At 65.8% G+C, this 23337-nt stretch carries 24 protein-coding genes and 1 riboswitch; of the genes, 16 read left to right on the forward strand and 8 right to left on the reverse strand.

What is annotated here, in order from left to right:
• Positions 1-75 precede the first annotated feature (75 nt).
• A riboswitch (cobalamin riboswitch) is annotated at positions 76-292 on the reverse strand.
• 95 nt (positions 293-387) lie between these two features.
• The 6 genes from ACTJKX_RS19245 to ACTJKX_RS19270 all read left to right on the forward strand — a co-directional run bounded on the left by ACTJKX_RS19245 (position 388) and on the right by ACTJKX_RS19270 (position 5473).
• On the forward strand, positions 388-753 hold the full coding sequence (locus ACTJKX_RS19245) for a hypothetical protein (protein ID WP_311940857.1): 366 nt from the start codon (positions 388-390) through the stop codon (positions 751-753).
• A gap of 191 nt (positions 754-944) precedes the next feature.
• Positions 945-1400 (forward strand): (2Fe-2S)-binding protein, encoded by a 456-nt coding sequence (locus ACTJKX_RS19250; protein WP_149253765.1) that lies wholly within the window; start codon positions 945-947, stop codon positions 1398-1400.
• Positions 1401-1404: 4 nt separating this feature from the next.
• The gene (locus tag ACTJKX_RS19255; RefSeq protein ID WP_440726177.1) at positions 1405-3594 is read left to right on the forward strand and encodes a molybdopterin cofactor-binding domain-containing protein; all 2190 of its coding nucleotides are present in this window, start codon (positions 1405-1407) and stop codon (positions 3592-3594) included.
• Between the two features lie 76 nt (positions 3595-3670).
• Complete coding sequence (gene cobU, locus ACTJKX_RS19260; RefSeq protein ID WP_415080280.1) at positions 3671-4177, forward strand: bifunctional adenosylcobinamide kinase/adenosylcobinamide-phosphate guanylyltransferase; 507 nt, start codon at positions 3671-3673, stop codon at positions 4175-4177.
• Between the two features lie 12 nt (positions 4178-4189).
• The gene (cobO, locus tag ACTJKX_RS19265) at positions 4190-4795 is read left to right on the forward strand and encodes a cob(I)yrinic acid a,c-diamide adenosyltransferase (protein WP_440726178.1); all 606 of its coding nucleotides are present in this window, start codon (positions 4190-4192) and stop codon (positions 4793-4795) included.
• Between the two features lie 15 nt (positions 4796-4810).
• Entirely contained in the window at positions 4811-5473 is a 663-nt protein-coding gene (locus ACTJKX_RS19270; protein ID WP_367625268.1) for a phosphatase PAP2 family protein, read from the forward strand.
• Here the strand turns inward: ACTJKX_RS19270 and ACTJKX_RS19275 are convergent, their stop codons facing one another.
• Together ACTJKX_RS19275 and ACTJKX_RS19280 are read right to left on the reverse strand one after the other, a co-directional pair.
• Positions 5474-6373: a lipid kinase gene (locus ACTJKX_RS19275; protein WP_440726179.1), complete on the reverse strand. Its 900-nt coding sequence runs from the start codon at positions 6371-6373 to the stop codon at positions 5474-5476.
• A 274-nt stretch (positions 6374-6647) separates the two neighbouring features.
• Positions 6648-7346, reverse strand: coding sequence for an ABC transporter ATP-binding protein (locus tag ACTJKX_RS19280; RefSeq protein WP_440726180.1), 699 nt, complete (start codon positions 7344-7346; stop codon positions 6648-6650).
• A 78-nt stretch (positions 7347-7424) separates the two neighbouring features.
• Here ACTJKX_RS19280 and ACTJKX_RS19285 point away from each other — a divergent pair, with 78 nt between their 5' ends.
• From ACTJKX_RS19285 to speB, 3 genes are all read left to right on the forward strand, one after another.
• A complete protein-coding gene (locus ACTJKX_RS19285) occupies positions 7425-8015 on the forward strand; it encodes an arylesterase (protein ID WP_394313896.1) in 591 nt (196 codons plus the stop codon).
• Between the two features lie 61 nt (positions 8016-8076).
• A complete protein-coding gene (locus tag ACTJKX_RS19290) occupies positions 8077-8694 on the forward strand; it encodes a DUF1989 domain-containing protein (RefSeq protein ID WP_440726181.1) in 618 nt (205 codons plus the stop codon).
• A 103-nt stretch (positions 8695-8797) separates the two neighbouring features.
• Positions 8798-9679 carry an agmatinase gene (speB, locus tag ACTJKX_RS19295; protein ID WP_440726229.1) on the forward strand — a complete coding sequence of 294 codons (882 nt, stop codon included), beginning with the start codon at positions 8798-8800 and terminating at the stop codon, positions 9677-9679.
• 198 nt (positions 9680-9877) lie between these two features.
• Here the strand turns inward: speB and ACTJKX_RS19300 are convergent, their stop codons facing one another.
• The 3 genes from ACTJKX_RS19300 to ACTJKX_RS19310 all read right to left on the reverse strand — a co-directional run bounded on the left by ACTJKX_RS19300 (position 9878) and on the right by ACTJKX_RS19310 (position 12262).
• Positions 9878-10264: a DUF2794 domain-containing protein gene (locus ACTJKX_RS19300; protein WP_394313892.1), complete on the reverse strand. Its 387-nt coding sequence runs from the start codon at positions 10262-10264 to the stop codon at positions 9878-9880.
• An 88-nt stretch (positions 10265-10352) separates the two neighbouring features.
• Positions 10353-11231 carry an N-carbamoylputrescine amidase gene (aguB, locus tag ACTJKX_RS19305; RefSeq protein WP_425590891.1) on the reverse strand — a complete coding sequence of 293 codons (879 nt, stop codon included), beginning with the start codon at positions 11229-11231 and terminating at the stop codon, positions 10353-10355.
• Positions 11231-12262 (reverse strand): histone deacetylase family protein, encoded by a 1032-nt coding sequence (locus ACTJKX_RS19310; RefSeq protein ID WP_311940889.1) that lies wholly within the window; start codon positions 12260-12262, stop codon positions 11231-11233. Before ACTJKX_RS19310 ends, aguB begins: the two co-directional genes overlap by 1 nt.
• 198 nt (positions 12263-12460) lie before the next feature.
• Here ACTJKX_RS19310 and ACTJKX_RS19315 point away from each other — a divergent pair, with 198 nt between their 5' ends.
• The 3 genes from ACTJKX_RS19315 (at position 12461) to ACTJKX_RS19325 (ending at position 14980) form a co-directional block, all read left to right on the forward strand.
• Positions 12461-13249 (forward strand): transporter substrate-binding domain-containing protein, encoded by a 789-nt coding sequence (locus tag ACTJKX_RS19315; protein ID WP_311940891.1) that lies wholly within the window; start codon positions 12461-12463, stop codon positions 13247-13249.
• Positions 13250-13490: 241 nt separating this feature from the next.
• Complete coding sequence (locus ACTJKX_RS19320) at positions 13491-14198, forward strand: ABC transporter permease (RefSeq protein ID WP_440726182.1); 708 nt, start codon at positions 13491-13493, stop codon at positions 14196-14198.
• Between the two features lie 2 nt (positions 14199-14200).
• Positions 14201-14980 (forward strand): ABC transporter permease, encoded by a 780-nt coding sequence (locus ACTJKX_RS19325; RefSeq protein WP_440726183.1) that lies wholly within the window; start codon positions 14201-14203, stop codon positions 14978-14980.
• Between the two features lie 71 nt (positions 14981-15051).
• Here the strand turns inward: ACTJKX_RS19325 and pncA are convergent, their stop codons facing one another.
• Positions 15052-15669, reverse strand: coding sequence for a bifunctional nicotinamidase/pyrazinamidase (pncA, locus tag ACTJKX_RS19330; RefSeq protein WP_440726184.1), 618 nt, complete (start codon positions 15667-15669; stop codon positions 15052-15054).
• Positions 15670-15806: 137 nt separating this feature from the next.
• On the opposite strand from pncA, the gene rsmI reads away from it, so the two are divergent.
• A complete protein-coding gene (gene rsmI, locus ACTJKX_RS19335) occupies positions 15807-16733 on the forward strand; it encodes a 16S rRNA (cytidine(1402)-2'-O)-methyltransferase (RefSeq protein WP_440726185.1) in 927 nt (308 codons plus the stop codon).
• Entirely contained in the window at positions 16730-17101 is a 372-nt protein-coding gene (locus tag ACTJKX_RS19340; RefSeq protein ID WP_440726186.1) for a YraN family protein, read from the forward strand. The genes rsmI and ACTJKX_RS19340 overlap by 4 nt, the downstream gene beginning before the upstream one ends.
• Before the next feature lie 64 nt (positions 17102-17165).
• On the opposite strand, the gene ACTJKX_RS19345 is transcribed toward ACTJKX_RS19340, so the two are convergent.
• Entirely contained in the window at positions 17166-19406 is a 2241-nt protein-coding gene (locus ACTJKX_RS19345; RefSeq protein WP_440726187.1) for a transglycosylase domain-containing protein, read from the reverse strand.
• Between the two features lie 254 nt (positions 19407-19660).
• Between ACTJKX_RS19345 and ACTJKX_RS19350 the strand changes: the two genes are divergently transcribed.
• Together ACTJKX_RS19350 and ACTJKX_RS19355 are read left to right on the forward strand one after the other, a co-directional pair.
• Positions 19661-20020 (forward strand): DUF952 domain-containing protein, encoded by a 360-nt coding sequence (locus ACTJKX_RS19350; protein WP_068299482.1) that lies wholly within the window; start codon positions 19661-19663, stop codon positions 20018-20020.
• Complete coding sequence (locus ACTJKX_RS19355; protein WP_440726188.1) at positions 20017-21021, forward strand: quinone-dependent dihydroorotate dehydrogenase; 1005 nt, start codon at positions 20017-20019, stop codon at positions 21019-21021. Before ACTJKX_RS19350 ends, ACTJKX_RS19355 begins: the two co-directional genes overlap by 4 nt.
• A 113-nt stretch (positions 21022-21134) precedes the next feature.
• On the opposite strand, the gene ACTJKX_RS19360 is transcribed toward ACTJKX_RS19355, so the two are convergent.
• Positions 21135-23336, reverse strand: coding sequence for an FAD-dependent oxidoreductase (locus tag ACTJKX_RS19360; RefSeq protein WP_440726189.1), 2202 nt, complete (start codon positions 23334-23336; stop codon positions 21135-21137).
• Between the last annotated feature and the right edge of the window lies 1 nt (position 23337).

Genomic DNA, 23337 nt, shown 5'->3' on the forward strand with positions numbered 1-23337 from the left:
GGCGCGGGACCGACGGCATGGCCGGCGATCGTCCGGGTAGACGGAACCGGCCTCCGAGGCGCCCCGCCCGGACCGGTGACAGCAGTGCGACCGGCAGGTCTCCTGGCTCGCAGCTCATCGCCTCCCGCCGCCTTCCCGGTCACCCAGTGGCCTCAAGGCGGGACGCTCGCCGCTTACAGTTGCGGGGGCAGCCGCGGCTTTGGCATCCAAGGCAGCCGTCGACCGGCCTCCTCTTATCCGCACCGCATTCCCTCTTCTCTCTTAACGAGAGACCGATCGTGGCTGACATAAGGGGTGCGCGGACAGGCTTGTCAATGTTCCCGCTTCCAAAGGAGGCGCAAAATCCGGCATAAAGGGCAGCAACGTCGCCGCACCAACGAGATTGCCATGCCCGAAGAGAAGCCGCCGGCACCGCCGCCCGAGCCGCAAAAGATCGACGTCATCTTCCGCGGCGGTTCGGTGACGGCTATCGGCGTCGTGCTCGCCTTCTCGCTCGGCTTCCTCAACAACTGGGCCTCGCAGCCGGGAACCTGGATCCCGGAAGACCTGGCAGCCGTCTTTCTCATCGGGGGCGGCATCGTCTTCCAGGTCTGGGCGCTGGCGGGCATGCTCTCGCCCACTTCACTGGAGGGACCGGTCTATCGCCGCATCGTGCGCACCTTCATGATCGGCCTTATCCTCGTCTCGGTCGGCGTTCTTGTCGCCATCGCCGGCGACGCGCTCGGCTACAGCCGGATCTGGTTCAAGCAATAGTCGGGCCTTCCGAACGGGCGGCGACGTTTCTCGATCGTTTCCAGCCTGCACAAACTCTCACGTCTGCGTTACCCGTCACCCCGGCGCCATGATTGCCGCCACAATTTGGCCTTCCCGCAATCGCCCACCAGAAGGCCGACGCCGATGGGCCCGGTTCTTCTGCCCGGCATCAGCCGCTGGAAGGCCTGCCCATGGTTGCCATCACCGTCAATTCGACCACCCACCAGCTCGACATCGAGCCCGAGACCCCTTTGCTCTGGGTCCTGCGCGATGAACTCGGCCTCACCGGCACCAAGTTCGGCTGCGGCATCGCCCAATGCGGCGCCTGCACCGTCCATGTGAACGGCGCCGCCATCCGTTCCTGCCAGACCCAGATCGGTGACGTCGACGGCGCCACCATCACCACGATCGAGGGCCTGTCGGCGGACGGCAAGCATCCGGTGCAGCAAGCCTGGCTGGCCGAGGACGTGCCGCAATGCGGCTATTGCCAGTCGGGCCAGATCATGGCCGCCGTCGCCTTCCTGAAGGACACGCCAGCGCCCACCGACGCGGATATCGACAACGGCATCACCAATATCTGTCGCTGCGGCACCTATCCGCGCATCCGCGCCGCCATCCACCGCGCCGCCGAACTGATGAAGGGGTGAGGCCATGAACGCGATCGACCGCACCTCCGCCGCGCTGAGCCGGCGCAGCTTTCTCGCCATCGGCCTCTCGGCCGCCGGCGGCCTGATGATCGGCGGGTTCATCCCCGATGCCGCCCACGCTCTGACCATTGCCGACCAGCCCTGGGGCGGGACGGCTACGGACGGCGAGATCAACGCCTGGATCCTGATCGAGCCCGATGACACCGTGATCATCCGTGTGGCGCAATCGGAAATGGGCGAAGGCATCTTCACGGCCCTGCCGATGATCGTCGCCGAGGAACTCGGCTGCGACTGGGCCAGGGTGAGGCCCGAATACGCCTCGGCCAGCCGGAACCTGCGCGAGAACACCGTCTACAAGCGCATGGGCACCGGCGGTTCCGGCGCCGTGCGCCGCTCCCGCGAATTCCTGCAGGTGGCCGGCGCCAATGCCCGCGAAAGGCTGGTGCAGGCCGCCGCTACGCGCTGGCAGGTGCCGGCCGAAAGCTGCAGCGTCGATGCCGGCAAGGTGCTGCACCGGGCCAGCAATCGCAGCCTGCGCTTCGGCGAGCTTGCCGGCGAGGCCGCCAAGGTCACGCTGGCCAAGGAGCCGGCGATCAAGACGCCCGAGCAGTTCACGCTGATCGGCAAGCCGCTGGCGCGCCTGGATACGCCGCCCAAGCTGACGGGCGCGGCGAAGTTCGGCATCGATATCCGCCTGCCCGACATGGTCTATGCCGCCGTGGTGACCTGTCCCGTCTTCGGCGGCCGCGTGAAATCCCATGACGAAAGCGCCGTCAAGGGCCGCCGCGGCATCCTGGCCGTGGTGCCGATCGAGGGCGGCCTCGCCGTGGTGGCCGACCGGTTCTGGCGCGCCAAGGAAGCGGCGCTCGCCTTGCCGGTGATCTGGGAGGAGGGTCCGGCTGCCGAAACGGACAGCAAGCGCTTCGACGCCGACTATGTCGCCGCGCTCGACGGCCCCGCTGTCACGGCGCACAAAGAAGGCGACGTCGACACCGCCCTCGCCCGCGGCAAGCGTGTCGACGCTCTCTACCAGGCGCCGCACCTGGCCCACGCCCCGATGGAACCGCTCAACTGCACCGCCCATGTCCATGACGGCAAGGTCGAGGTCTGGATGGGCACGCAGAACCCCGACATGGCGCTCCAGCTTGCCGCTAAGGCAGCCGGCGTGGCCCCCTCCCAGGTCGAGATCCACAATTGCTTCCTCGGCGGCGGCTTCGGCCGACGCGCCGTCAACGACGAACTCGTGCAGGCCGTGACCGTGTCGAAAGCGGTAGGCAAGCCGGTCAAGCTGGTGTGGACGCGCGAGGAGGACATGCGCCACGACCGCTATCGCCCCCAGGCGGCCATCCGCTTCCAGGCCTCCCTTGGCGATGACGGCCTGCCGGCGGCCATCCATGTTCGCACGGCCGTCGGCTCCATCCAGCGCTCGCTCGGCTGGGGCAAGGTGGAGAACGGCGTCGAGCCCTCCGCCGTCGAGGGCCTCGCCAACATGCCCTACCGCTCCGGCGCGGCCCAGATCGACTGCATCCTCAAGAACACCCATGTGCCGGTGATGTTCTGGCGTTCGGTCGGCTCGTCACAGAATGCCTTCGCCCTGGAGAGCTTCATCGACGAAATGGCGGTGGCAGCCGGCCAGGATCCCTACCGCTTCAGGCGCCAGCTGCTCGAAGGCAAGCCTGACTTTCTCGCCGTGCTCGATACGCTGGCTGAGAAGAGCGACTGGGGCAAGCCGCTGCCCAAGGGCCAGGGACGCGGCATCGCCATCCACGAATCCTTCGGCACCATCGTCGGCGAGGTGGTGGAACTCGCCGTCAGTCCCCAGGGTGAAGTGAAGGTGCAGCGCGTGGTGGCGGCCGTCGATTGCGGCCATGTCGTCAATCCGCTCACCGTGGAGATGCAGATCGAGAGCGCGGTCGTCTATGGCCTGTCGGCCGCCCTGTTTGGGGAGATCACCATCGAGAAGGGCGCGGTGGTGCAAGGCAATTTCGACGACTACCAGGTCGCCCGCCTCGCCGATACGCCTCCGATCGAGACCCATCTGGTGCTCAGCGGCGGCAAGAAATGGGGCGGCATCGGCGAGCCCGGTACGCCGCCGATCGCACCGGCGGTGTGCAATGCGATCTTCGCCGCCACCGGCAAGCGCATCCGCAGCCTGCCGGTCAAGAACACCGACCTGAAATGGGGACCGGTGTGAGTCTTCACCCTCCCCTCCAGGGAAGGGTGAAATCGCGTGACTTGCCTTCCTGCCCAAGACCCGGCAGGAAGGCGGCATGTCCTCTCCTCGACTCACCCTCGTCCTCGGCGGCGCGCGTTCCGGCAAGAGCCGGCATGCGGAGAGCCTGATTTCGACCCATCCCGCGCCCTGGACCTATATCGCCACCGCGCAAGCCTTCGACGACGAGATGCGCGAGCGCATCGGCGAGCACCAGGCCCGGCGCGACGCCAACTGGCATACGGTCGATGCGCCGCTCGCCCTGCCGGAAGCGCTTGCCGCTACACGGGGTCCGGTGCTGGTCGACTGCCTGACGCTCTGGCTCAGCAATCTCATGCTGGGCGGACATGACCTCAAATCCGCCTTTCTCCGGCTGCAGGAAGCCCTGGCGGCGGTCTCCGGCCCGGTGGTGATGGTTAGCAACGAGGTCGGCCTGTCCATCGTGCCGGACAACGCTCTCGGCCGGGCCTTTCGCGACGAGCAGGGCCGGCTCAATCAACGGATCGCCGCCCTCGCCGACCGGGTGATCTTCATGATGGCAGGCCTGCCTCTGGTGGTGAAGTGAGTGGATGCTGAAATGACCGACGATGCCGCACGCCACAAGGCGAAGATGGAAAAGCGCAAGGCCGTACAGGACGCCGAGGTCGCTTCCAAGACCATCACCGAAAAGGGCCTGCTGATCGTCAATACCGGCCCCGGCAAGGGCAAGTCCACGGCTGCCTTCGGCCTGATCATGCGCGCGCTCGGCCATGGCTGGCGCATCGGCGTGGTACAGTTCATCAAGGGCGCCTGGTCGACCGGCGAGCGCACGGCGCTGGAGCGCTTCGACGACCTGGTGACCTGGAAGAGCATGGGCGAGGGCTTCACCTGGGAGACCCAGGACCGCGAGCGCGACGTCGCCGCCGCCGGCCGGGCCTGGGAGACGGCCAAGGCAATGCTGGCGGATCCCGGCATCCGCCTCCTCGTGCTCGACGAGATCAACATCGCCCTGCGCTACGACTATCTCGACCTCGCCGAGGTGGTGGAAACCTTGAAGGCGCGCCGGCCGGACCTGCATGTCGTCGTCACCGGCCGCAACGCCAAGCCCGAGATGATCGAGGCGGCCGACCTGGTGACCGAGATGACGCTGGTGAAGCATCATTTCGCCGCCGGCGTGAAGGCCCAGCAAGGCATCGAGTTCTAAGGCCCAGCAATCCTCATGATCCAGCAACATCCCGAGCGCTCGGCGCTGGTCGCCATCCTGTGCGTCGCCGGCGCCGCCCTGATCTTCGCCGTGCTGGCCGGCCTGGTCATGCGAGGCGGCACGGAAGCCTTCGATCGCGCCATCCTCCTGATGATGCGCGATCCCGCCGATCTCACCGATCCGCTCGGGCCGGGCTGGCTCGAGGAGATGATGCGAGACTTCACTGGTCTCGGCGGCGTCGGCGTGCTGACCCTGACGACGCTGGCCGTGGCAGGTTTTCTCGCTTTGTCAGGATCGCCGCGCAGCGCCGTCTTCGTCATCCTCGCCATCGGCAGCGGCATCCTGATGAGCTCGCTCTTGAAATATGGCTTCGACCGGCCGAGGCCTGACCTGGTGGCGCACGGCTCCAGGGTCTACACGTCGAGCTTTCCCAGCGGCCACTCCTTCATGTCGGCGACCGTCTATTTCACGCTCGGCATCATGCTGGCCCGCCGTTTTCCCACGCGGGCCCTGTCGATCTACATCATGGTGGTGTGCACGCTGCTGACCTTCGTGGTCGGCGTCAGCCGCGTCTATCTCGGCGTGCACTGGCCCACCGACGTGATTGCCGGATGGGTGATCGGCGCCGGATGGGCGCTGTTCTGCTCACTCCTGGCGCAGCGCCTGTCGGGGCATTGATCAGCCGGATTTCGCTGGCGGCGCATAGACTTCGATGGCGTGGCGCCGGAGTTTGAAATGCGCCGGCGTCCAGGTGGTGAGCTCGCCATCGGTGTTCACAGGGCGCGGCCGGTTGGTGCGGATCACCAGCTCGGTGGTGCTGAAAGCCCGCACGTCATCCCACTGGCCATGGGTTCCCCTGCGCAGGCTCGGCAGCAGCTTGAGCAGACGCCACCAATGGTCGACCTCCAGGCTGTAGAAATCGAGCTTGCCGTCATCGGCAGTGGCGGTCTGCTCCACGCTCATGCCGCCGCCATAATATTTGCCGTTGCCGACCGAGACCTGCAGGGTCTTGAGCTTCTCGGTGGTGCCGTCATGGTCGAGATAGGCGGTGAAGAGCTGCGAGCGCGCCAGCAGCCGGGCGGCCACGATGCCGTAGCCGAGTTTGCCGAACGTCTTCTTGGCCTTCTCGGAGAGTTCGGCGGCAAGGTCCGCGCTGAAGCCGATGCTCGCCACGTTGAAATAGAGCTGACCATTGACCTCGCCGAGATCCATGGGCCTGGGCTGTCCGGTTACGATGAGTTCGGCCGCTTTCAGCGGATCGGCGGGGATCTCGACGGTGCGGGCGAAGTCGTTGGCGGTGCCGAGCGGCAGCACGCCGAGCGGCAGGCCAGTCTCCATAAGCCCCCGGGCGGCAGCGTTGAGGGTGCCGTCACCACCGCCGACGATGACGAGGTCGCACTCTTCCCGGCGCCGCAGAATCACGTCGGCAATCTTCTCGTCCCCTTCCGGGTTCGCCTCGATGAGATGAATGCCGCCCGTTTCCAGCACCTTGCGGATCGCATCGGTGCCCTTGCCGCCATTGCGCGCGTTGGGATTGACGATGAAGAGGGCACGCCTGCCCTGCTGCGAATCAACCATACTTTTCCCCAATGCCCTTCGCGCAGGGCGCGAGACCCGAAACGGACCTGCCTAATCGGCAATCTGGCGCATTCCATGGCCGTGGCACGGCAAGGTCGATGCAGGGCTCCGAATTCAGATTGGTGACGGCAGAGTTTGGAGTGCCTGGCGTGCGATCTTTCCGGGTGCACGGGCATCTTGCCCGTTCTTCCGATCCCGCAAGTACCGTGTTTCCAAGAACGGGCAAGATGCCCGTGCACCCGGAACCCGCCTGTCAGCGCCGGCGGTACCGCGCCTACTCCGCAGCTTCGGCCTTCATGGCCTCGTCCGCCTCGATATGGCCGGAATGAATGCGAATCATGCGATCGCAGCGGGCGGCAAGGCCGAGGTCATGCGTCACCAGCACGAGGGTGGCGCCGCGCTCGCGCTTCAGGCGGAACATCAGCTCGACGATACCCGCGCCGGTACCCTCGTCGAGATTGCCTGTCGGCTCGTCGGCGATCAGGATGGCCGGCTCGGGCGCCAGGGCGCGGGCCAGCGCCACGCGCTGCTGTTCGCCGCCCGAGAGCTGGGCCGGATAATGGGCTTTGCGTGCACCGAGCCCCACGGCTTCCAATTCCGCTTCCGCGCGGGCGAAGGCATCGCGCCTGCCGGCCAGTTCCAGCGGCACGGCGACGTTTTCGAGCGCGGTCATGGTGGGGATGAGATGGAAGGACTGGAAGACCACGCCGATATGGCGCCCTCTGAACTTGGCGAGGCCGTCCTCGTCGAGGACGCCGAGATCCTGCCCGGCGATGCGGATGCTGCCGCTGTCAGGCCGCTCCAGGCCGCCCAGCGTCATCAAAAGCGTGGATTTGCCCGAACCGGAAGGGCCGACGAGGCCGACCGCTTCCCCCTGCCTTATTTTCAGCGTAACGCCCTTGAGAATGTGAACGCGTGCCGCGCCGGTGCCGAGGCTGAGATGGACATCAGCCAAATCGATCGCTTCGCTCATTCGCATCCTGCCTGAAAGGTTTTCGTGATCGTGTATCGTATCTATGCATCGATTGTGGCAATTCTCACATTGCTTGTCATGACCCCGCTCACGACCGTGTCGGCAGCCGCCGAACCGCTGCGGCTGGTGGCCCTGGGCGACAGCCTCACCGCCGGGCTCGGCCTGGAAGCTGGGGATGCCTATCCCGCCAAGCTGCAGGCGGCGCTTGCCAAGCTCGGCATCGAAGTGACGATCGACAATGCCGGCGTTTCCGGCGACACCACCGACGGCGGCCTTGCCCGGCTCGACTGGTCGGTCCCCGACGGCACCAAGGCTGTGCTGCTCGAACTCGGCGCCAACGACATGCTGCGCGGCCTCGATCCCAAGCTCGCCCGGGCCAATCTCGCGGCCATGCTGGAGCGGCTCAAGGAGCGCAAGATCCCGGTCCTGCTCATGGGCATGCGCGCCGCGCCCAATCTCGGCGCCGATTACCAGAAGGCGTTCGATGGCATCTATCCCGATCTCGCCAACCAGTATGGGGCAGAATTCTATCCCTTCTTCCTGGATGGGGTCGCCGGCACACCGGGCCTCAACCAGGCCGACGGCATGCATCCGACCGCTGCCGGCGTCGACGCGATCGTCACCAGGCTGGCACCGGTGGTAGCGGAGTTCGTAAAGAAATTGCGATAAGGCTGTGCACCAAAGGTTGAGCGCGTCAGGCGCCGAAGCAAATTCAAGGGAGGCAGCACGAATGGGCATCGAGGGGCGAGCAAAGGGCGAATTGCGCCTCATCCCGGCGCGCAAGGGCGTGGCGGATCGGGTCAAGGCCGGGCAGACGGTGACCGTCATCAACACCCATGGCAGCCAGGTCGTCGACAGCTGGGCCTTCAATGCCCAGGATCCCGGCGAGTTCATGTCGATGGAGCACAGCCGCGGCGCCATGCTGCGCGTCAATCCCCAACTCGGCGACACGCTGCGCAGCAATCGCCGACGCCCCATGCTCACCCTGGTCGAAGACAATTCCGGTGGCATCCACGACACGCTGATCGCCGCCTGCGACCGCTATCGCTATGAGCAGCTCGGCCATGTCGGCCATCACGACAGTTGCACCGACAATCTGGCGCATGCCCTGGCTTCACTCGGCGTCACCAGCACGGAGACACCCAGCCCGCTCAACCTGTTCATGAACATCCCGGTCGGCGCCGATGGCAGCGTCTCCTTCCAGCCACCGGTGTCGACGCCGGGCTCCCATGTCCGCCTCAAGGCCGAGATGGACCTGATCGTCGTCTTCTCGGCCTGCCCCCAGGACCTGGTGCCGGTGAACGGCGCCGACTGCATCCCCCAGGATGCGCATTACACCATCGACTGATCGTCTCAGGCTCCCGGACAGGAAACCAAAAGTGAGCAGCAACCATCCCTTCCAGCCGCTCGATTCGGGGCTCGTGCCGCGCTTTGCCGGCCCCTCGACCTTCATGCGCCTGCCCATGGCCCGGCCGGACGAGATCGATATCGCCCTCGTCGGCATTCCCTTCGATGGCGGCGCGACCAACCGAACCGGCGCACGGCATGGCCCCCGGGAAATCCGCAACCAGTCGAGCCTGGTGCGGCGGGTGCACCATGTCACCGGTGTCTCGCCCTTTGACCGGATCCGGGCCGGCGATTGCGGCGACGCACCGATCAATCCGCTCGACCTGATGGCGAGCCTGGAAAGCATCGAGGCCTTTTATGCGCAGATCCAGGCCGCCGGCGCCCGCCCATTGACGGCGGGAGGCGACCATCTCACCACCCTGCCCATCCTGCGTGCCCTGGCGAAACAGGCGCCGGTCGGCCTCGTCCAGTTCGATGCCCATTCCGACACCTATGACAGCTTCTTCGGCAGCCGCTACAACCACGGCACGCCGTTCCGCCGCGCCATCGAGGAGGGGCTGGTCGATCCCAGGCGCATGATCCAGATCGGCATTCGCGGCGCGATCTCCGATGCCGCCAATTACGACTTCGCCCGGGCCGCCGGGGTCCGCATCGTCTTCATCGAGGAGTTCATGGCTCGCGGCGTGGCCGATGTCATGGCCGAAGCGCGAGCCATCATCGGCGACCAGCCCGCCTATCTCAGCTTCGACATCGATGCGCTCGACCCTTCCTTCGCACCCGGCACCGGCACGCCGGAGATCGGCGGCATGTCGACGCGTGAGGCCCAGGCGATGATCCGCCTGATGGAAGGCGCCCATCTGGTCGGCGCGGACCTGGTGGAAGTCTCGCCGCCGCTCGATCCGTCCGGCCTCACCGCTTTGACCGGCGCGACGCTGATGTTCGAACTGCTCTGCGTGATGGCGGGGCATAACGGACGGGCGAGTTGAAGTCCTCAAGGACGAGCAGCCACATCGAAGCCCCCTCGCCCTGCAAAGCGGGGAGAGGGTAAGGGCGAGGGGCTACACAGCCTTGGCCAGCCATAGCGCAGCCCCTCACCTTACCTCTCCCCGTAAGAACGGGGCGAGGAGACCCAGGCGTTGCGGCTTGGCTGATTGCCGTTCACCCCACGCGAATCAAGAGCGCGCTCACACCACCAGCCGCAGCGGCTTGTCGATGGCCTGCAGCACGCGCGCCAGGTCATGGCCACGCTTGAGGATCATGCCGGTCGGGGCCAGCACGCTATAGGCGCCCTGGCGCTGGGCGAGGGAGGGATCCTTGACGATACGGTAGAGCGGCATCTCCGAGGCACGCCGGAAGATGGAAAACACGGCCTTGTCGCGCAGGAAATCGATGGCGTAGTCACGCCATTCGCCATGGGAGACCATGCGCCCGTAGAGATTCATGATCTGACGCAATTCATGCCTGTCGAAGGCGATGGCTGGGGGATCGGGGCGGCGCGAAGCGGGAAGTTGCGCGACGTCTGCGCTTTCGCTCCGCGAAAACAGCGATCCCGGCGGATCAGCCTCCGTCATGACGCCTCCTGTGTAAACGGCTTGTCGTCACACTGTCATGATTGCGCCGATCCGCCTCGCGTTCAAGTCTTATCGCCTCACGAAACGGTCACCGCAGGGGAAGACTGCCGTCCCCCGTAGCAATACGGCCGTAAAGCTCGGGCCTGCGGTCGCGGAACAGGCCCCAGGCAGCACGTTCGGCGCGAATCGCCTCAAGATCGAAGCTTGCCGTCAGCACCGCCTCGCTGGAACGCCCCGCCTCGGCCAACAGGTCACCATGTTGGCCGGCGATGAAGGAGGAGCCATAGAAGGTCAGTTCCCGTTCGCCGAAACGCTCGACACCGATGCGGTTGGCGGCCATCACCGGCATGATGTTGGCGCCGGCATGGCCCCGCATCACCGTGCGCCAGTGCTCCATCGAATCGAAGCCGGTGGCGGGCTCGGAGCCGATCGCGGTGGGATAGAGCAGCGCATCCGCACCCATCAGCGCCATGGACCGCGCCGCCTCGGGGAACCACTGATCCCAGCAGATACCGACGCCGATGGTGCCGAAGCGGGTGGGCCAGACCTTGAAACCGGTATCGCCGGGCCGGAAATAGAACTTCTCCTCATAGCCGGGCCCGTCCGGGATATGGGATTTGCGGTAGAGGCCGAGCACGCCGCCATCGGCGTCGACCATGACCAGGCTGTTGTAATAGGCCTGGTTGGCACGCTCGAACAGGCTGACGGGCAGGACCACGCCGAGTTCGGCGGCCAGGGCGCGCATGGCCTTAAGGGTCGGATGATCCTGGTCCAGCGTGCGGGCCTTGGCAAAGTGCTCGGCCTTCTCTTCCTGGCAGAAATAGAGATCCTCGAACAGTTCCTGCACCAGCACGATTTGAGCACCGGCCCCGGCCGCCTCGCGCACCAGGCGCGTCGCCGTGGCTACGTTCTGATCAACGCTGTCGGTGCAGGCGAACTGCACCACCCCGAATGTCGTCTTGGCCATCATGCGCCCTCGAAGCCGGTGAGGACGCCGACCGCATTCACCGCGATCTCGGCCACGGCATAGCCGCCTTCCATCACGAAGAGCGTCGGCAGGCCGAGCTTGGCGATGCGCGCGCCGATGAGCGGATAATGCTCGGTCTTCAGCTTGAAGGCGCTGATCGGATCCTTCTCGAAAGTGTCGACCCCGAGCGAGACCAGGAGCACGTCGGGCTTGTAGGCCGCCGCCTTGGCGCAAGCATCGTCCAGCGCCGCGCCCCAGACCTCGAAGGTCGTGCCCGCCGGCATCGGATAGTTGACGTTGAAGCCCTCCCCCTTGCCGGCGCCCTTCTCGTCGGCAAAGCCGAGGAAGAAGGGATATTCATTGGCGGGGTCGCCGTGCAGATTGAGCACCAGCACGTCGTCACGCTCGTAGAAGATCTCCTGCGTGCCGTTGCCGTGGTGGTAGTCGACATCGAGGATCGCGACCTTGCGGGCGCCATTGTCCAGGAACCATTGCGCCGCCACGGCTGCATTGTTGATGAAGCAATAGCCGCCCATGAAGCCGGAACCGGCATGATGGCCAGGCGGGCGGCAGAGGGCGAAGGCCGATTTCTCGCCGCCCTTGACCAGTCCGGCGGCGGTCAGCGCCACCTCATAGGAGGATTTGATCGCGTCCCAGGTCCCCTCCACGAAGGTCGCGCCGGCGTCGAAGGAATAATAGCCGAGCAACGCCTCGATCGATTCCGGCGGCCTGTCACCCCTGAGGCCGCGCGTCGGCCAGGTGAAGGGCATCGCGGTGCCCTCGCGCCCGGCGGCCTTCCACATCGGATAGGCCCGCCCGAGGAAATCGATGAAATCGGGCTTGTGCACGCGCCGGGCGGCATCGAGCGAATGGGTCTGCGGCGCCAGCACCGGGCCGAGCCCGACCTCGTCGATGCGGGCGCGGATGAACTCGGCGCGCGAGGGCATCTCGAAGGCCGGGACGATGGCACCGGCCACCAGTTCGACATTGCCGGCATGGCCCTTGTGACGCTCGGAATAGACGGATTTCATCGGACGGATCCCAGTGACTCATCCTGGAATTGTGATCACAAACGTCCAGCCTTAGCAAGAGCGACGAAGCGAAAGCGACCATCGGGCGCCATCCCAGCCCTATTGCTTTTGCCTGGGGGCGGTGTTTCATTCGCCCGACGGGATGACATTTGCACGACACCAGCCAAGAAGCATTCCGATACTACCCAGGGAGGTTTTATGCGTTTCGTAACATTCGCCGCCGGTGCACTGGCGCTGATGGCCAGCATGGGCATGGCCCACGCCAAGGACTGGTCGACCATCAAGATCGGCACCGAGGGGGCCTATCCTCCCTTCAACAGCCTGACGCCGTCGGGCGAGATCGTCGGCTTCGACGTCGACATCGCCAAGGCCGTCTGCGAGAAGCTGAAAGCCAAATGCACCGTGGTTGCCCAGGATTGGGACGGCATCATTCCCGGCCTGAAGGCCGGCAAATACGATGCCATCTTCGCCTCGATGTCGATCACGGACGAGCGCAAGAAACAGGTCGATTTTTCCAGGTCCTACTACCAGACGCCGGCCGTCTGGGTCGCCCCCAAGGATAGCAAGATCACATCCTTCGACGCCGACGGCCTGAAGAGTTCCATCGTCGGCACCCAGTCCTCCACCATCCATTCCAACTTCCTTGAGGGTGAGATCGGCCCGGGCGGTGCCCAGGTGAAGCTCTATCCCGCCCAGGACGAGGCCAATGCCGACCTCGCCGCCGGACGTATCGACGCCGTGGAAGCCGACAAGAGCGCCATGATGGAATGGCTCAAATCCGATGCCGGCAAATGCTGCGAGATCAAGGCCGAGATCGACATCAAGAAGTACGTCAAATATTTCGGCCTCGGTGTCGGTGCGGCCGTGCGCAAGGAGGACACCGATCTTCGCGACGCCATCAGCAAGGCGATCGAGGAAATCCACGCCGACGGCACCTACAAGAAGCTGAACGAGAAATATTTTCCGTTCGACCTCTGGGTGCCCTGACGCCACCGCCAGAGACGCGTCAGGCCTGGAGCAAAGCGCGTTTAGAAGGAAACGCTGCCTTGCTCTAACTCTTTGGTCAGACGCGTTTTTGCGATTCTTGGCGATTGTGCCAAATCACAAAACGCTTTTGGCCGGCTGCATCGAATGCAGCCGTCGGCCTGACCTGGCAGCGCTTTGATCGGCCTGGCACCGAATCCGGTGCCAGAGCCATATCCCGAGGGCTCAGCGGCGGGGGCATGGAATGGAACTTCTGGGATTTGGCGCAACGGGATGGGGCACCCCGCTGCTGCAGGGCGCCTTGATGACCCTGGGCCTGGCCTTGTGTACCCTGCCTTTCGGCCTGCTGCTCGGGCTCGGCGTGGCGATGGCCAAGCATGGCGGTCCCATCTGGCTCGGCGTCGTCTGCGGCATCTACACCTCGCTGTTCCGCGCCTTGCCCGAACTGCTCACCATCCTGATCGTCTATTTCCTGGGCCAGTCCGCCATCAATACGCTTCTGGCGGCGCTCGGGCTGGGCATCCAGATCGAGGTCAGTGGTTTCGCCGCCGGTTTCGTGGCCCTCGGCCTGGTGCTCGGCGCCTTTTCCAGCGAGGTCTGGCTCGGCGCCCTGCGCAGCCTTTCCAGGGGACAAAGCGAGGGCGCGGCGGCACTGGGCCTCAGCCGCGGCCAGACATTCCGCAAGATCATTCTGCCCCAGCTGATTCGGACGGCCCTGCCCGGCCTCGGCAACAATTGGATGGCGCTCCTCAAGGATACTTCGCTCGTCTCCGCCATCGCGGTCAGCGAATTGATGTACATGACTAACAGGGCCGTCTTCGCGACCAAGCAACCCCTGATGTTCTACGCGGCCTGCTGCCTGCTCTATCTGGTGATGGCCATTCTATCAGGCATCGCCCAGACGATGCTGGAAAAGCACTATAATCGCGGCCAGAACCTGGCGAGGGCCTGAGCATGGAGACGCTCTGGACCGGCTTTCTCACTCTCGTCGGCGATGCCGGCCTCAACAGCGACCTGCTGGCGACCTACGGCCCGCGTCTCCTGGCCGGCCTGCGCCTGACGCTGCTGCTGGTCGCCCTGGCCATGGTACTCGGCGCCCTGCTGTCCTTCCCGATCGCGCTGGCGCGCATGTCGCGCAATTCGGTCCTGCGGGGGCTGGCCTTCGGCTATATCTATTTCTTTCGCGGCACGCCGCTGCTGGCCCAGGTCTATCTGATCTATAACGGCCTCGGCATCTTTCTCGGCGCCCACAAATCCTTGTTCGAGGACCTGGGCCTGTGGTGGCTGCTGCGCGACGGCTTCTACTACGCGGTGATCGCCTTCACCCTGAACACCGCCGCCTACCAGGCCGAAATCCTGCGCGGCGGCATCGAGTCGCTGCCGCGGGGCCAGACCGAGGGAGGCCTCGCCCTCGGTCTGCATTCGGGCCAGATCTTCCGCAAGATTATCCTGCCCCAGGCCCTGATGGTGAGCCTGCGCCCCTATGGCAACGAGCTGATCCTGATGCTCAAGGCGAGTTCGGTCGCCGCCCTGGTGGCAGTCCCCGAACTGATGGGCGTGACCCGCCTTGCCTTCTCGCGCACCTTCGATTTCCAGGCCTATATGTGGACGGCGATCCTCTATCTGATCATGGTCTTCGCCATCGCCCATGTCTGGAACCTGCTGGAGAAGCGGCTGACCCGGCATCTGCACCGCGCCATGCCACAAACGGCGGCGACCGCGCAGGCGCATTGAGTCCGGCATAGGGCTGAAGAAGATGCCGGTCTCGCTCCATCGTCCAATGGCGCCGGGGAGAGACTGCCCGCCTAGATCCGATCGACCAAGGTGGCGCCCGCCTCGCGCATCGCGGCAATCCCCGCCGTGACGGATCCGCCGAGGTCGATGCCGCGGCAGGCATCGAGCACGACGATGGTCTCGAAGCCCAGGCGCCTGGCATCCTCGGCCGAGAAGCGCACGCAAAAATCGGTGGCGAGGCCGACGCAGAACAATCGGCCGAGACCGCGTTCCCTGAGATAGCCCGAGAGCCCTGTGGGAGTCTTGCGGTCGTTCTCGAAGAAGGCCGAATAGCTGTCGATGGCGGGATTGTAGCCCTTGCGGATGATCATCTCCGCCCTGGGCAGGGCCAGGCCGGGATGGAACTCGGCTCCCGGGCTGCCCTGGATGCAGTGATCGGGCCAGAGCGTCTGCTCGCCATAGGGCATGGTCGTCGTGGTGAACGGCGCCTTGCCCGGATGGCTGGAGGCGAAGGAGGAGTGGCCGGGCGGGTGCCAGTCCTGCGTCAGCATGCAATGGGCGAAATCCACGGCCATCCGGTTGATATACGGCACCACCGAATCGCCGTCGGGCACGGCCAGCGTCCCGCCCGGGCAGAAATCATTCTGCACGTCGATCACCAACAGGACGTCGTTCGGGCCGGGCTTCATGAAATCTCTCTCTTGATGGCGTAATGCCTCTATCTTGATCACCCCGGCCGGAAGATCAACTTGCCTTTGATTCTCAGGGAGCTACACAGGAGAACAGGCTGCGGATTGCGACTCGCGGCCGGCAAAGGCAGGACCCCATGCGTCCAGATTTCTCCCCCTCCATCGTCGTCGCCGAACACAGCTATTTGCTGCATGGCCAGCGGCTGACCGCTCCCTCCCTGCTGCCGGGCCTCCATGTGGTGGCGACGCCCATCGGCAATCTCCAGGACATCACGCTGCGGGCGCTGACCACGCTGGCCGCCGCCGATCTCATCGTCTGCGAGGATACGCGCGTCACCAGCCGCCTCACCAACCATTATGGTATCAGCGCCCAGCTCCTGGCCTATAACGACCACAACGCCCCCCGCGTGCGGCCCCAGATCCTGGAGCGGCTGACCAGCGGCCAGGGCGTCGCCCTGGTCTCGGACGCCGGCACGCCCATGGTCTCCGATCCCGGCTTCAAGCTGGTGCGCGAGGCCATCGAAGAGAACATTCCCGTCTTCGCCGCGCCCGGCCCCTCCGCTGCGCTGGCAGCGCTTGCCGTCGCAGGCCTGCCGACCGACCGCTTCTTCTTCGAGGGCTTCCTGCCAAACAAGGACGGAGCCCGGTCCAACCGCCTTGCCGAGCTCAAGACCGTTCCGGCCACCCTGATCTTCTACGAAAGCGGCCCGCGCCTCGCCGACAGCCTGGCTGCCATGGCGACGGCGCTCGGCAACCGCGCCGCGAGCGTGGCACGGGAGCTCACCAAGACCTATGAGACGGTCTATCGCGGCACGCTCGTGTCGCTGGCCACCGATTTTGCCATTGCCGACGAACCGCGAGGCGAGATCGTGGTGGTGGTGGGACCGCCGGTCGAGGAAAAGGCCAGCGCCGACGACATCGAGGCTTCGCTGGCTGCCGCGCTCGATACGCTTTCGGTCAAGGATGCCGCCGCCGCCGTTTCGGCCCGCCTCGGCCTGCCCAAGCGCGACGTCTATGCTCGCGCCGTCGAGATGGCCTCGGAGCGCCGCAGCAGGGCCTCTTGAGCAGGCTCGAACGCCAGGCTGCCTTCCGCGTCGGCCTCAATGCCGAGACAAAAGCGGGCTGGGTGCTGCGCCTCAAGGGCTATCGCCTGCTCGCCCGCCGCTTCAAGGTGCCGGGCGGCGAGATCGACCTGATCGCCCGCCGCGGGGGGACGCTGGTCTTCGTGGAGGTGAAGGCGCGTGCGGACCTCGCCGTGGCGCTGGAGGCGATCACGCCCACCCAGCAGCGGCGCATCGCCACCGCCGCCCGGGCCTGGCTGGCGCGCCATCCCGATCAGACCCAGCTGATCCAGCGTTTCGATGCGGTTTTCGTGATGCCGCGGCGCTGGCCGCGCCATCAGGCCAACTGGTTCGAGATGGATCTGGGGTGATTTGGGGGGCGGGTCTTCGGACCCGCTTGAAACACAGCGCCTGAAGNACCCGCCCCCCGAAAACTTACCGCCCCAGCACCCGGTTCAGCCAGTCGGCGATCGGCCGGCCGGTGTTGCGCGGCGCATTCGCCGTCATCACCGGCTCGACAGCCACCGGCTGGTCCTCCGGTGCGCCGTCGAATTGCGGCTGCTGCGCGATGACGTCCTCCGGCGGCGGCGCCTCGCGCACCCACGGACGGCCCGGCAGCGGCGCCGGCGGCACGCCCTTATGGGCACCGCGCATGAACTCGTTCCAGATCTGGGCCGGCAGGCTGCCGCCGGTCATGCGCGAGGTGGAGGTGCCGTCATCATTGCCGAGCCAGACGGCTGTTACCATGTGGCTGGTGTAGCCGATGAACCAGGCATCGCGATAGTTCTGGCTGGTGCCGCTCTTGCCGGCCGATTGCCAGCCCGGCAGGCCATATTTGCGCGCGGTGCCGACCGTCAGGGTCTGGCTCATCATCGCATTCATCATGCCGACCTTGTCGTCCTCGATGACGCGTTGATTGCCGGGCGCCTGGCGCTGGAACAGCACCTTGCCCTTCTCGGTCCTGATACGCTTGACCACATAGGGGATCACCATGCGCCCGCCATTGGCGAAGGTGGCATAGGCCGAGGTGATCTCCAGCGGCGTGACTTCCGACGTGCCGAGGGCGATGGAGGGATTGGGATCGAGATTGGAATTGATGCCGAGGCTGTGGGCGACGGCGACCACCGCCTTCGGCCCCACTTCGGCGCACAGGCGCACCGCTACCGTGTTGAGCGAGAGGGCGAGCGCCGTGGTCAGCGACACCGGGCCGCGATATTCGCGCGAGAAGTCCTTCGGGCTCCAACCTGCCAGGGTGATCGGGGCGTCATCACGGACGGTATCGGGCGTCGCGCCGTTCATCAGCGCGGCGAGATAGACGAAAGGCTTGAAGGTGGAGCCAGGCTGGCGATAGGCCGAAATCGCCCGGTTGAACTGGCTCTCCGCATAGGAGCGCCCGCCCACCATGGCCCTGACGGCACCATCGGGATCCATCGCCACCAGGGCGCCCTGGCTCACGCGCAGCTTGCCGCCCGACTTGTCGAGGCCCTGGCGCAGGGACTGCTCGGCGAGGTTCTGCAGCTTGGCATCGATGGTGGTCTCCACCACCACGTCGGTGTCGAGCGGGCCGGTGAGGTCGCTGAGCTGGTTGGAAATCCAGTCGGCCGGATAGTTGCCGGAAGAGCGGGCGGCGAATTTGGAAACCTTGACGGGCGTGGCCAGGGCCGTCTTCTCGTCCTGCGCGCTGATCGCGCCGGTATCGACCATGGCGTCGAGCACGAGCTGGGCCCGGTCATGCGCGCCCTTGGGGTTCTTGGTCGGATCCAGCGAAGACGGCGCCTTGACCAGGCCGGCCAGGGTCGCGGCCTCGGCAATGGTGAGTTCCTTGGCGGGCTTGCGGAAATAGCGCTGCGCCGCCGCCTCGATGCCGTAGGAGCCCGCGCCGAAATAGACGCGGTTGATATACATCTCCAGGATCTGGTTCTTGGAGAATTTACGCTCGAGATAGACAGCGAGGATGGCTTCCTGGATCTTGCGGCGCAGACTGCGCTCGGGCGTGAGGAAGACGTTCTTGGCGAGCTGCTGCGTCAGCGTCGAGCCGCCCTGGGTCAGGCGATGAGTGGTGAGATAGACATAGCCGGCGCGGGCCAGGCCCTGCGGATCGACGCCGTAATGGGAATAGAAGCGCCGGTCCTCGATGGCGATGAAGGCCTGCGGCACATATTTCGGCAGGTCCTTGATCGAGATGGCGGCGCCGCCCATTTCGCCCTGATTGGCGATGACGGTGCCGTCGGCCGAGACGATCTTCACATTGGGCGGGCGCGGCGGCACTTCCAGATTCTGGATCGGCGGCAAATTGGCGGCATACCAAGCCACGACGCCACCGACGCCGAGCAGGCCCCACATGCACAGCAGGAAGGACCAGTAGGTCAGGCGATAGAGCATGGAGCGCCGGCGCTTGGGCTTGCGCCCGCCTCCCGAACTGCCGCCGCCGCCCCCACCGCCACGGCGGTTGGAGCCGCCGCCCCGCGAGGAGGATCCGCCGAACAGGCTCCAGCCCTTGCTCGAGCGCGCGGTCTTGGCGCGGGAGGGCGAGCGCTCGCGCAACTCCAGCGGTACCGGCGCGGGGCGGTCTTCCCGGGTCAAGCGGAAACTATCGCCCTGATCGGCTTCCTCGCCCTTTTCGGGCTCGAAACGGGGTTCGACCCGCTCAACCATGCGCCGTTGGCCCTGCGCCATCCCAGCCTTCCAAAATCATTACAATCAGATCAGTCATATCAGCGCCGGGTTAAGCAAGGGCTACCGCAGCTTGCGACATTTGCTTTCCACTCAGGGAAAGGCATGAACAAGGCGTCAATCCGTCATTGTCGTGGCGTATTCAAGCCTCGAAGCCCTGTATCCGATGGAAAATCCGTGCAGGCGCCCTGCGGCAGGCCCTTTCGTAAAGTCTTCAGGCCCTGTAGAGGACGTGCGGCGACAAGGCTGGAGGACATATGGCGCTCATCTTCAAGATCCTGACGGCGCAGCAATGGCGCAACGCCGAGGCTGCCGGGCGTTTCGACGGCGCCCCCATCGACGTCCAGGACGGCTATATCCATTTCTCCTCCGCCGAGACGGCGCAGGAGACGGCGGCGCGGCATTTCGCCGGCCAGGACGATCTCGTCCTCGCCGCCGTCGAAGCCGACAGGCTCGGCGAAGCCCTCAAATGGGAAGTCTCGCGCGGCGGCGCCTTGTTCCCCCACCTTTATGCCGCCCTGCCCCTCGATTTGATCGAATGGACGGCGCCACTGCCGCTCGGAGCGGATGGCCGCCATGTCTTCCCGCTCGAATTTCTCTCGAGCCAGCAGCCATGATCGGCGCCGCCTTCGCCCTCATCCGCCCCCGCCTGTTTCGCATGGATCCCGAAGAGGCGCATGAGGCCACCCTCTCCGCCCTGCGCAGCCTGCCGATCCCTCCGTCCCTGCCCGATCCGGCCTCGCTCCAGGTGAAGGCCTTCGGGCTCGATTTCCCCAATCCGGTCGGCGTGGCGGCGGGCTTCGACAAGAATGCCGAGGTGGTCGATCCCCTGTTCAGGCTCGGCTTCGGCTTCGTGGAGATCGGCAGCGTCACCCCGCGCCCCCAGGAGGGCAATCCCCGCCCCCGCCTGTTCCGCCTGCCGGCAGACGAGGGCGTCATCAATCGCTTCGGCTTCAACAATCAGGGCCACGCCGCCGTGCTGGCCCGGCTCAAGGCCCGCAAGGGCCGCGGCATTCTCGGCGTCAACGTCGGCGCCAACAAGGACAGCGAGGACAAGGCTGCCGACTATGCCGCCGGCATCATCGTCTTCGCCCCCGTCGCCTCCTATTTCACCCTCAACATTTCCTCGCCCAACACGCCGGGCCTGCGCAATCTGCAAAAGCGCGAGGCGCTCGACGAGTTGCTGGCCCGTGCGGTGGAGGCGCGCGATACGGCTGCGCTCATCGGGCCGCGCCGACCGCTGCTTCTCAAGATCGCGCCCGACATTACCATGTTCGAGCTCGACGACATCGTCGACCGGGCGCTCGCCCACAAGCTCGACGGCATGATCGTCTCCAACACCACGATATCGCGGCCGGAGACGCTGAGGGAGCACGAGACGGCCAAGGAAGCCGGCGGCCTGTCGGGGGCGCCCCTGTTCGACCTCTCCACACAGGTGCTGGCCGAGACGGCCCGCCGCGTCGGCGGGCGCTTCCCCCTGGTCGGCGTCGGCGGCATCCACTCGGCCGAAACCGCCAAGGCCAAGCTCGCGGCCGGCGCCACCTTGGTGCAGCTCTATTCGAGCCTGGTCTACAAAGGCCCCGGCCTGATCCGGCAGATCAAGAAGGGACTGCGGTAAGTTTGGAGCGCGGACATCCTGTCCGCCTCTTTCTGCTAGCTCTGTGGTTCAAAGATGCGGACTGGAAGTCCGCGCTCCGAAGCACGGACTCCTGGTCGACACTCCCCACAACCTTACGCCGCCTTCTTTTCAGGCTTGAAGCGCTGATAGAAACGCTCGTCCTTGACGGCCATGTCGCGCAGCAGCTGGTTGGGCGCAAAGCGCGGGCCATAGGCGGCTGCGAGCTTGTCGCACAGAGCCACGAAGGCCTTGCTGCCCATGCCGTCGATATAGGACAGGGCTCCCCCCGTGAAGGGCGCGAAGCCGAAGCCGAGGATGGAGCCGACATCCGCTTCGCGCATGTCGGTGATGATGCCGTCCTCCACCGTGCGGGCCGCTTCCAGCGCCTGGACCACCAGGAAACGGTGCTTCAGCGTCTTCTGGTCGATGGTATCGGGATCGAGCTTCACCGCCTGGAGGTCCGACAGGCCCGGCCATAGCCGCTTGGAGGCGCCGGCCGGATAGTCGTAGAAGCCCTTGCCGTTCTTGCGGCCGAGGCGGCCATGCTGGTTGAGCAGGGCGTCGAGCAGCTTTTCCTGCGCCGGATCGACGGCGGCCTCGCCAAGGTCCTTCTTGGTGGCCTGCAGGATCTTCCAGGCCAGGTCGATCGCGACCTCGTCATTGAGCGAGAGCGGCCCGACCGGCATGCCGGCGGCCCGGGCGACATTCTCGATCATCGCCGGCGGCACGCCCTCGCCCAGCATCAGATGGCCTTCGCGGATATAGTTTAGCACGCAGCGATTGGCGAAGAAGCCGCGGCCGTCATTGACCAGGATCGGCGTCTTCCGGATGGCGCGCACGAAGTCGAGCGCCACGGCGATAGCCTTGTCGCCGGTCTTGGCGCCCTTGATCACCTCGACCAGCAGCATCTTGTCGACCGGCGAGAAGAAATGCACGCCGATGAACTGCTCGGGTCGGGCCGAATTCCCGGCGAGCGAGGTGATCGGCAGCGTCGAGGTGTTCGAGGCGAAGATGGTGCCTTCGCCGATCACCGCCTCGATCTTCTTGATCACCTCGGCCTTGACGGCGCGATCCTCGAACACGGCCTCGACGATGAGGTCGACGCCGGCCAGTGCGCCGAAGTCGGCGGTAGCGGTGATGCGGCCGAGCAGGGCTTCCTTGTCCGCCATCGAGGCGCGGCCCTTCTTGATCTGGCCGGTGATCAGACCGTCGGAATGGGCCTTGCCCTTGTCGGCGGCTTCCTGGTCGCGATCGACCAGCACCACCTCGAGCCCGGCCAGCGCCGAGACATAGGCAATGCCCGCGCCCATGAAGCCGGCGCCGACCACGCCGACGCGCTTGAGGCTGGACGGCGGCAGGGCCGGACGGCGCGCGCCCTTATTGAGCTCCTGCATGGAGACGAACAGGGTACGGATCATCGAGCGCGCCTCGGTCGAGCGCAGCACATGGGCGAAATAGCGCGATTCCACCGTCAGCGCCCGATCGAAGGGCAGCTGGAGGCCCTCATACACCGTCTGCAGGATGGCGCGGGCGGCGGGATAATTGTCGTAGGTCTCGCGGCGATAGAGTGCGTTGGCCGGTGGGAACACCATCATGCCGGCCTTGGAATAGACCGGGCCTGCGGGCAGGCGGAAGCCTTCGACATCCCAGGGGGCGACGGGCGAGCCGCCGTCCCTGATCCATTCCTTGGCCTTGGCAACCAGCTCCTCGCGCGGGGCGACGGCGTGCAGCAGGCCCATCTTCTGAGCCTGGCCGATGCGCAGCTGGTCGCCCTTGAGCAGCATCTGCAGGGCCTGGTCCGGCTTCATCAGACGGGAGACGCGCGTGGTGCCGCCCGCGCCGGGAAACAGGCCGACCTTGACTTCGGGCAGGCCAACGCGGGCCTTGTCATTGTCGGAGGCACCGATGCGGTAATGGCAGGCCAGGGTGAGTTCGAAAGCGCCACCCAGGCAGACGCCGTTGATCGCGGCGGCGAAGGGCTTGCCTGCGGTTTCGATGCGGCGATAGAGCTGGGAGAGGAAACGGCTCTCGGCGAAGAAGGTCTCCATCGCCTTGTCCTCGCCGAGCTCGGCCCGCGCCTTGGCGTAACGCTGGCCCATGCCCTCGAGCATGGTGAGATCGGCGCCGCCGGAAAAGGCGTCCTTGCCCGAGGCGATGACGCAGCCCTTGATGGCGGCATCGGAAGTCACGCGCTTGAGAATCTGGCCGAGTTCTTCCATCACCTCCACGGTGATGACGTTCATCGAGCGGCCCGGCATGTCCCAGGTGGCGAGGGCGATGCCGTCGCTGTCGACATCGAAGCGGAAATTGTTCATC

Origin of the sequence: Labrys sp. 22185 (assembly GCF_052045555.1) — a bacterium.
Lineage (GTDB): Bacteria > Pseudomonadota > Alphaproteobacteria > Rhizobiales > Labraceae > Labrys > Labrys neptuniae.

What these genes read in the sequence shown, in the direction of transcription:
- ACTJKX_RS19345 (WP_440726187.1), bottom strand. Translation starts at nt 19,406, where the DNA reads ATGGCGCAGGGCCAACGGCGCATGGTTGAGCGGGTCGAACCCCGTTTC.
- ACTJKX_RS19325 (WP_440726183.1), top strand. Translation starts at nt 14,201, where the DNA reads ATGGAGACGCTCTGGACCGGCTTTCTCACTCTCGTCGGCGATGCCGGC.
- ACTJKX_RS19250 (WP_149253765.1), top strand. Translation starts at nt 945, where the DNA reads ATGGTTGCCATCACCGTCAATTCGACCACCCACCAGCTCGACATCGAG.
- pncA (WP_440726184.1), bottom strand. Translation starts at nt 15,669, where the DNA reads ATGAAGCCCGGCCCGAACGACGTCCTGTTGGTGATCGACGTGCAGAAT.
- ACTJKX_RS19360 (WP_440726189.1), bottom strand. Translation starts at nt 23,336, where the DNA reads ATGAACAATTTCCGCTTCGATGTCGACAGCGACGGCATCGCCCTCGCC.
- ACTJKX_RS19320 (WP_440726182.1), top strand. Translation starts at nt 13,491, where the DNA reads ATGGAACTTCTGGGATTTGGCGCAACGGGATGGGGCACCCCGCTGCTG.
- ACTJKX_RS19300 (WP_394313892.1), bottom strand. Translation starts at nt 10,264, where the DNA reads ATGACGGAGGCTGATCCGCCGGGATCGCTGTTTTCGCGGAGCGAAAGC.
- ACTJKX_RS19310 (WP_311940889.1), bottom strand. Translation starts at nt 12,262, where the DNA reads ATGAAATCCGTCTATTCCGAGCGTCACAAGGGCCATGCCGGCAATGTC.
- rsmI (WP_440726185.1), top strand. Translation starts at nt 15,807, where the DNA reads ATGCGTCCAGATTTCTCCCCCTCCATCGTCGTCGCCGAACACAGCTAT.
- ACTJKX_RS19285 (WP_394313896.1), top strand. Translation starts at nt 7,425, where the DNA reads ATGACCCCGCTCACGACCGTGTCGGCAGCCGCCGAACCGCTGCGGCTG.
- ACTJKX_RS19350 (WP_068299482.1), top strand. Translation starts at nt 19,661, where the DNA reads ATGGCGCTCATCTTCAAGATCCTGACGGCGCAGCAATGGCGCAACGCC.
- ACTJKX_RS19280 (WP_440726180.1), bottom strand. Translation starts at nt 7,346, where the DNA reads ATGAGCGAAGCGATCGATTTGGCTGATGTCCATCTCAGCCTCGGCACC.
- cobU (WP_415080280.1), top strand. Translation starts at nt 3,671, where the DNA reads ATGTCCTCTCCTCGACTCACCCTCGTCCTCGGCGGCGCGCGTTCCGGC.
- speB (WP_440726229.1), top strand. Translation starts at nt 8,798, where the DNA reads ATGCGCCTGCCCATGGCCCGGCCGGACGAGATCGATATCGCCCTCGTC.
- ACTJKX_RS19245 (WP_311940857.1), top strand. Translation starts at nt 388, where the DNA reads ATGCCCGAAGAGAAGCCGCCGGCACCGCCGCCCGAGCCGCAAAAGATC.
- aguB (WP_425590891.1), bottom strand. Translation starts at nt 11,231, where the DNA reads ATGGCCAAGACGACATTCGGGGTGGTGCAGTTCGCCTGCACCGACAGC.
- ACTJKX_RS19270 (WP_367625268.1), top strand. Translation starts at nt 4,811, where the DNA reads ATGATCCAGCAACATCCCGAGCGCTCGGCGCTGGTCGCCATCCTGTGC.
- ACTJKX_RS19255 (WP_440726177.1), top strand. Translation starts at nt 1,405, where the DNA reads ATGAACGCGATCGACCGCACCTCCGCCGCGCTGAGCCGGCGCAGCTTT.
- ACTJKX_RS19275 (WP_440726179.1), bottom strand. Translation starts at nt 6,373, where the DNA reads ATGGTTGATTCGCAGCAGGGCAGGCGTGCCCTCTTCATCGTCAATCCC.
- ACTJKX_RS19290 (WP_440726181.1), top strand. Translation starts at nt 8,077, where the DNA reads ATGGGCATCGAGGGGCGAGCAAAGGGCGAATTGCGCCTCATCCCGGCG.
- ACTJKX_RS19315 (WP_311940891.1), top strand. Translation starts at nt 12,461, where the DNA reads ATGCGTTTCGTAACATTCGCCGCCGGTGCACTGGCGCTGATGGCCAGC.
- ACTJKX_RS19355 (WP_440726188.1), top strand. Translation starts at nt 20,017, where the DNA reads ATGATCGGCGCCGCCTTCGCCCTCATCCGCCCCCGCCTGTTTCGCATG.
- cobO (WP_440726178.1), top strand. Translation starts at nt 4,190, where the DNA reads ATGACCGACGATGCCGCACGCCACAAGGCGAAGATGGAAAAGCGCAAG.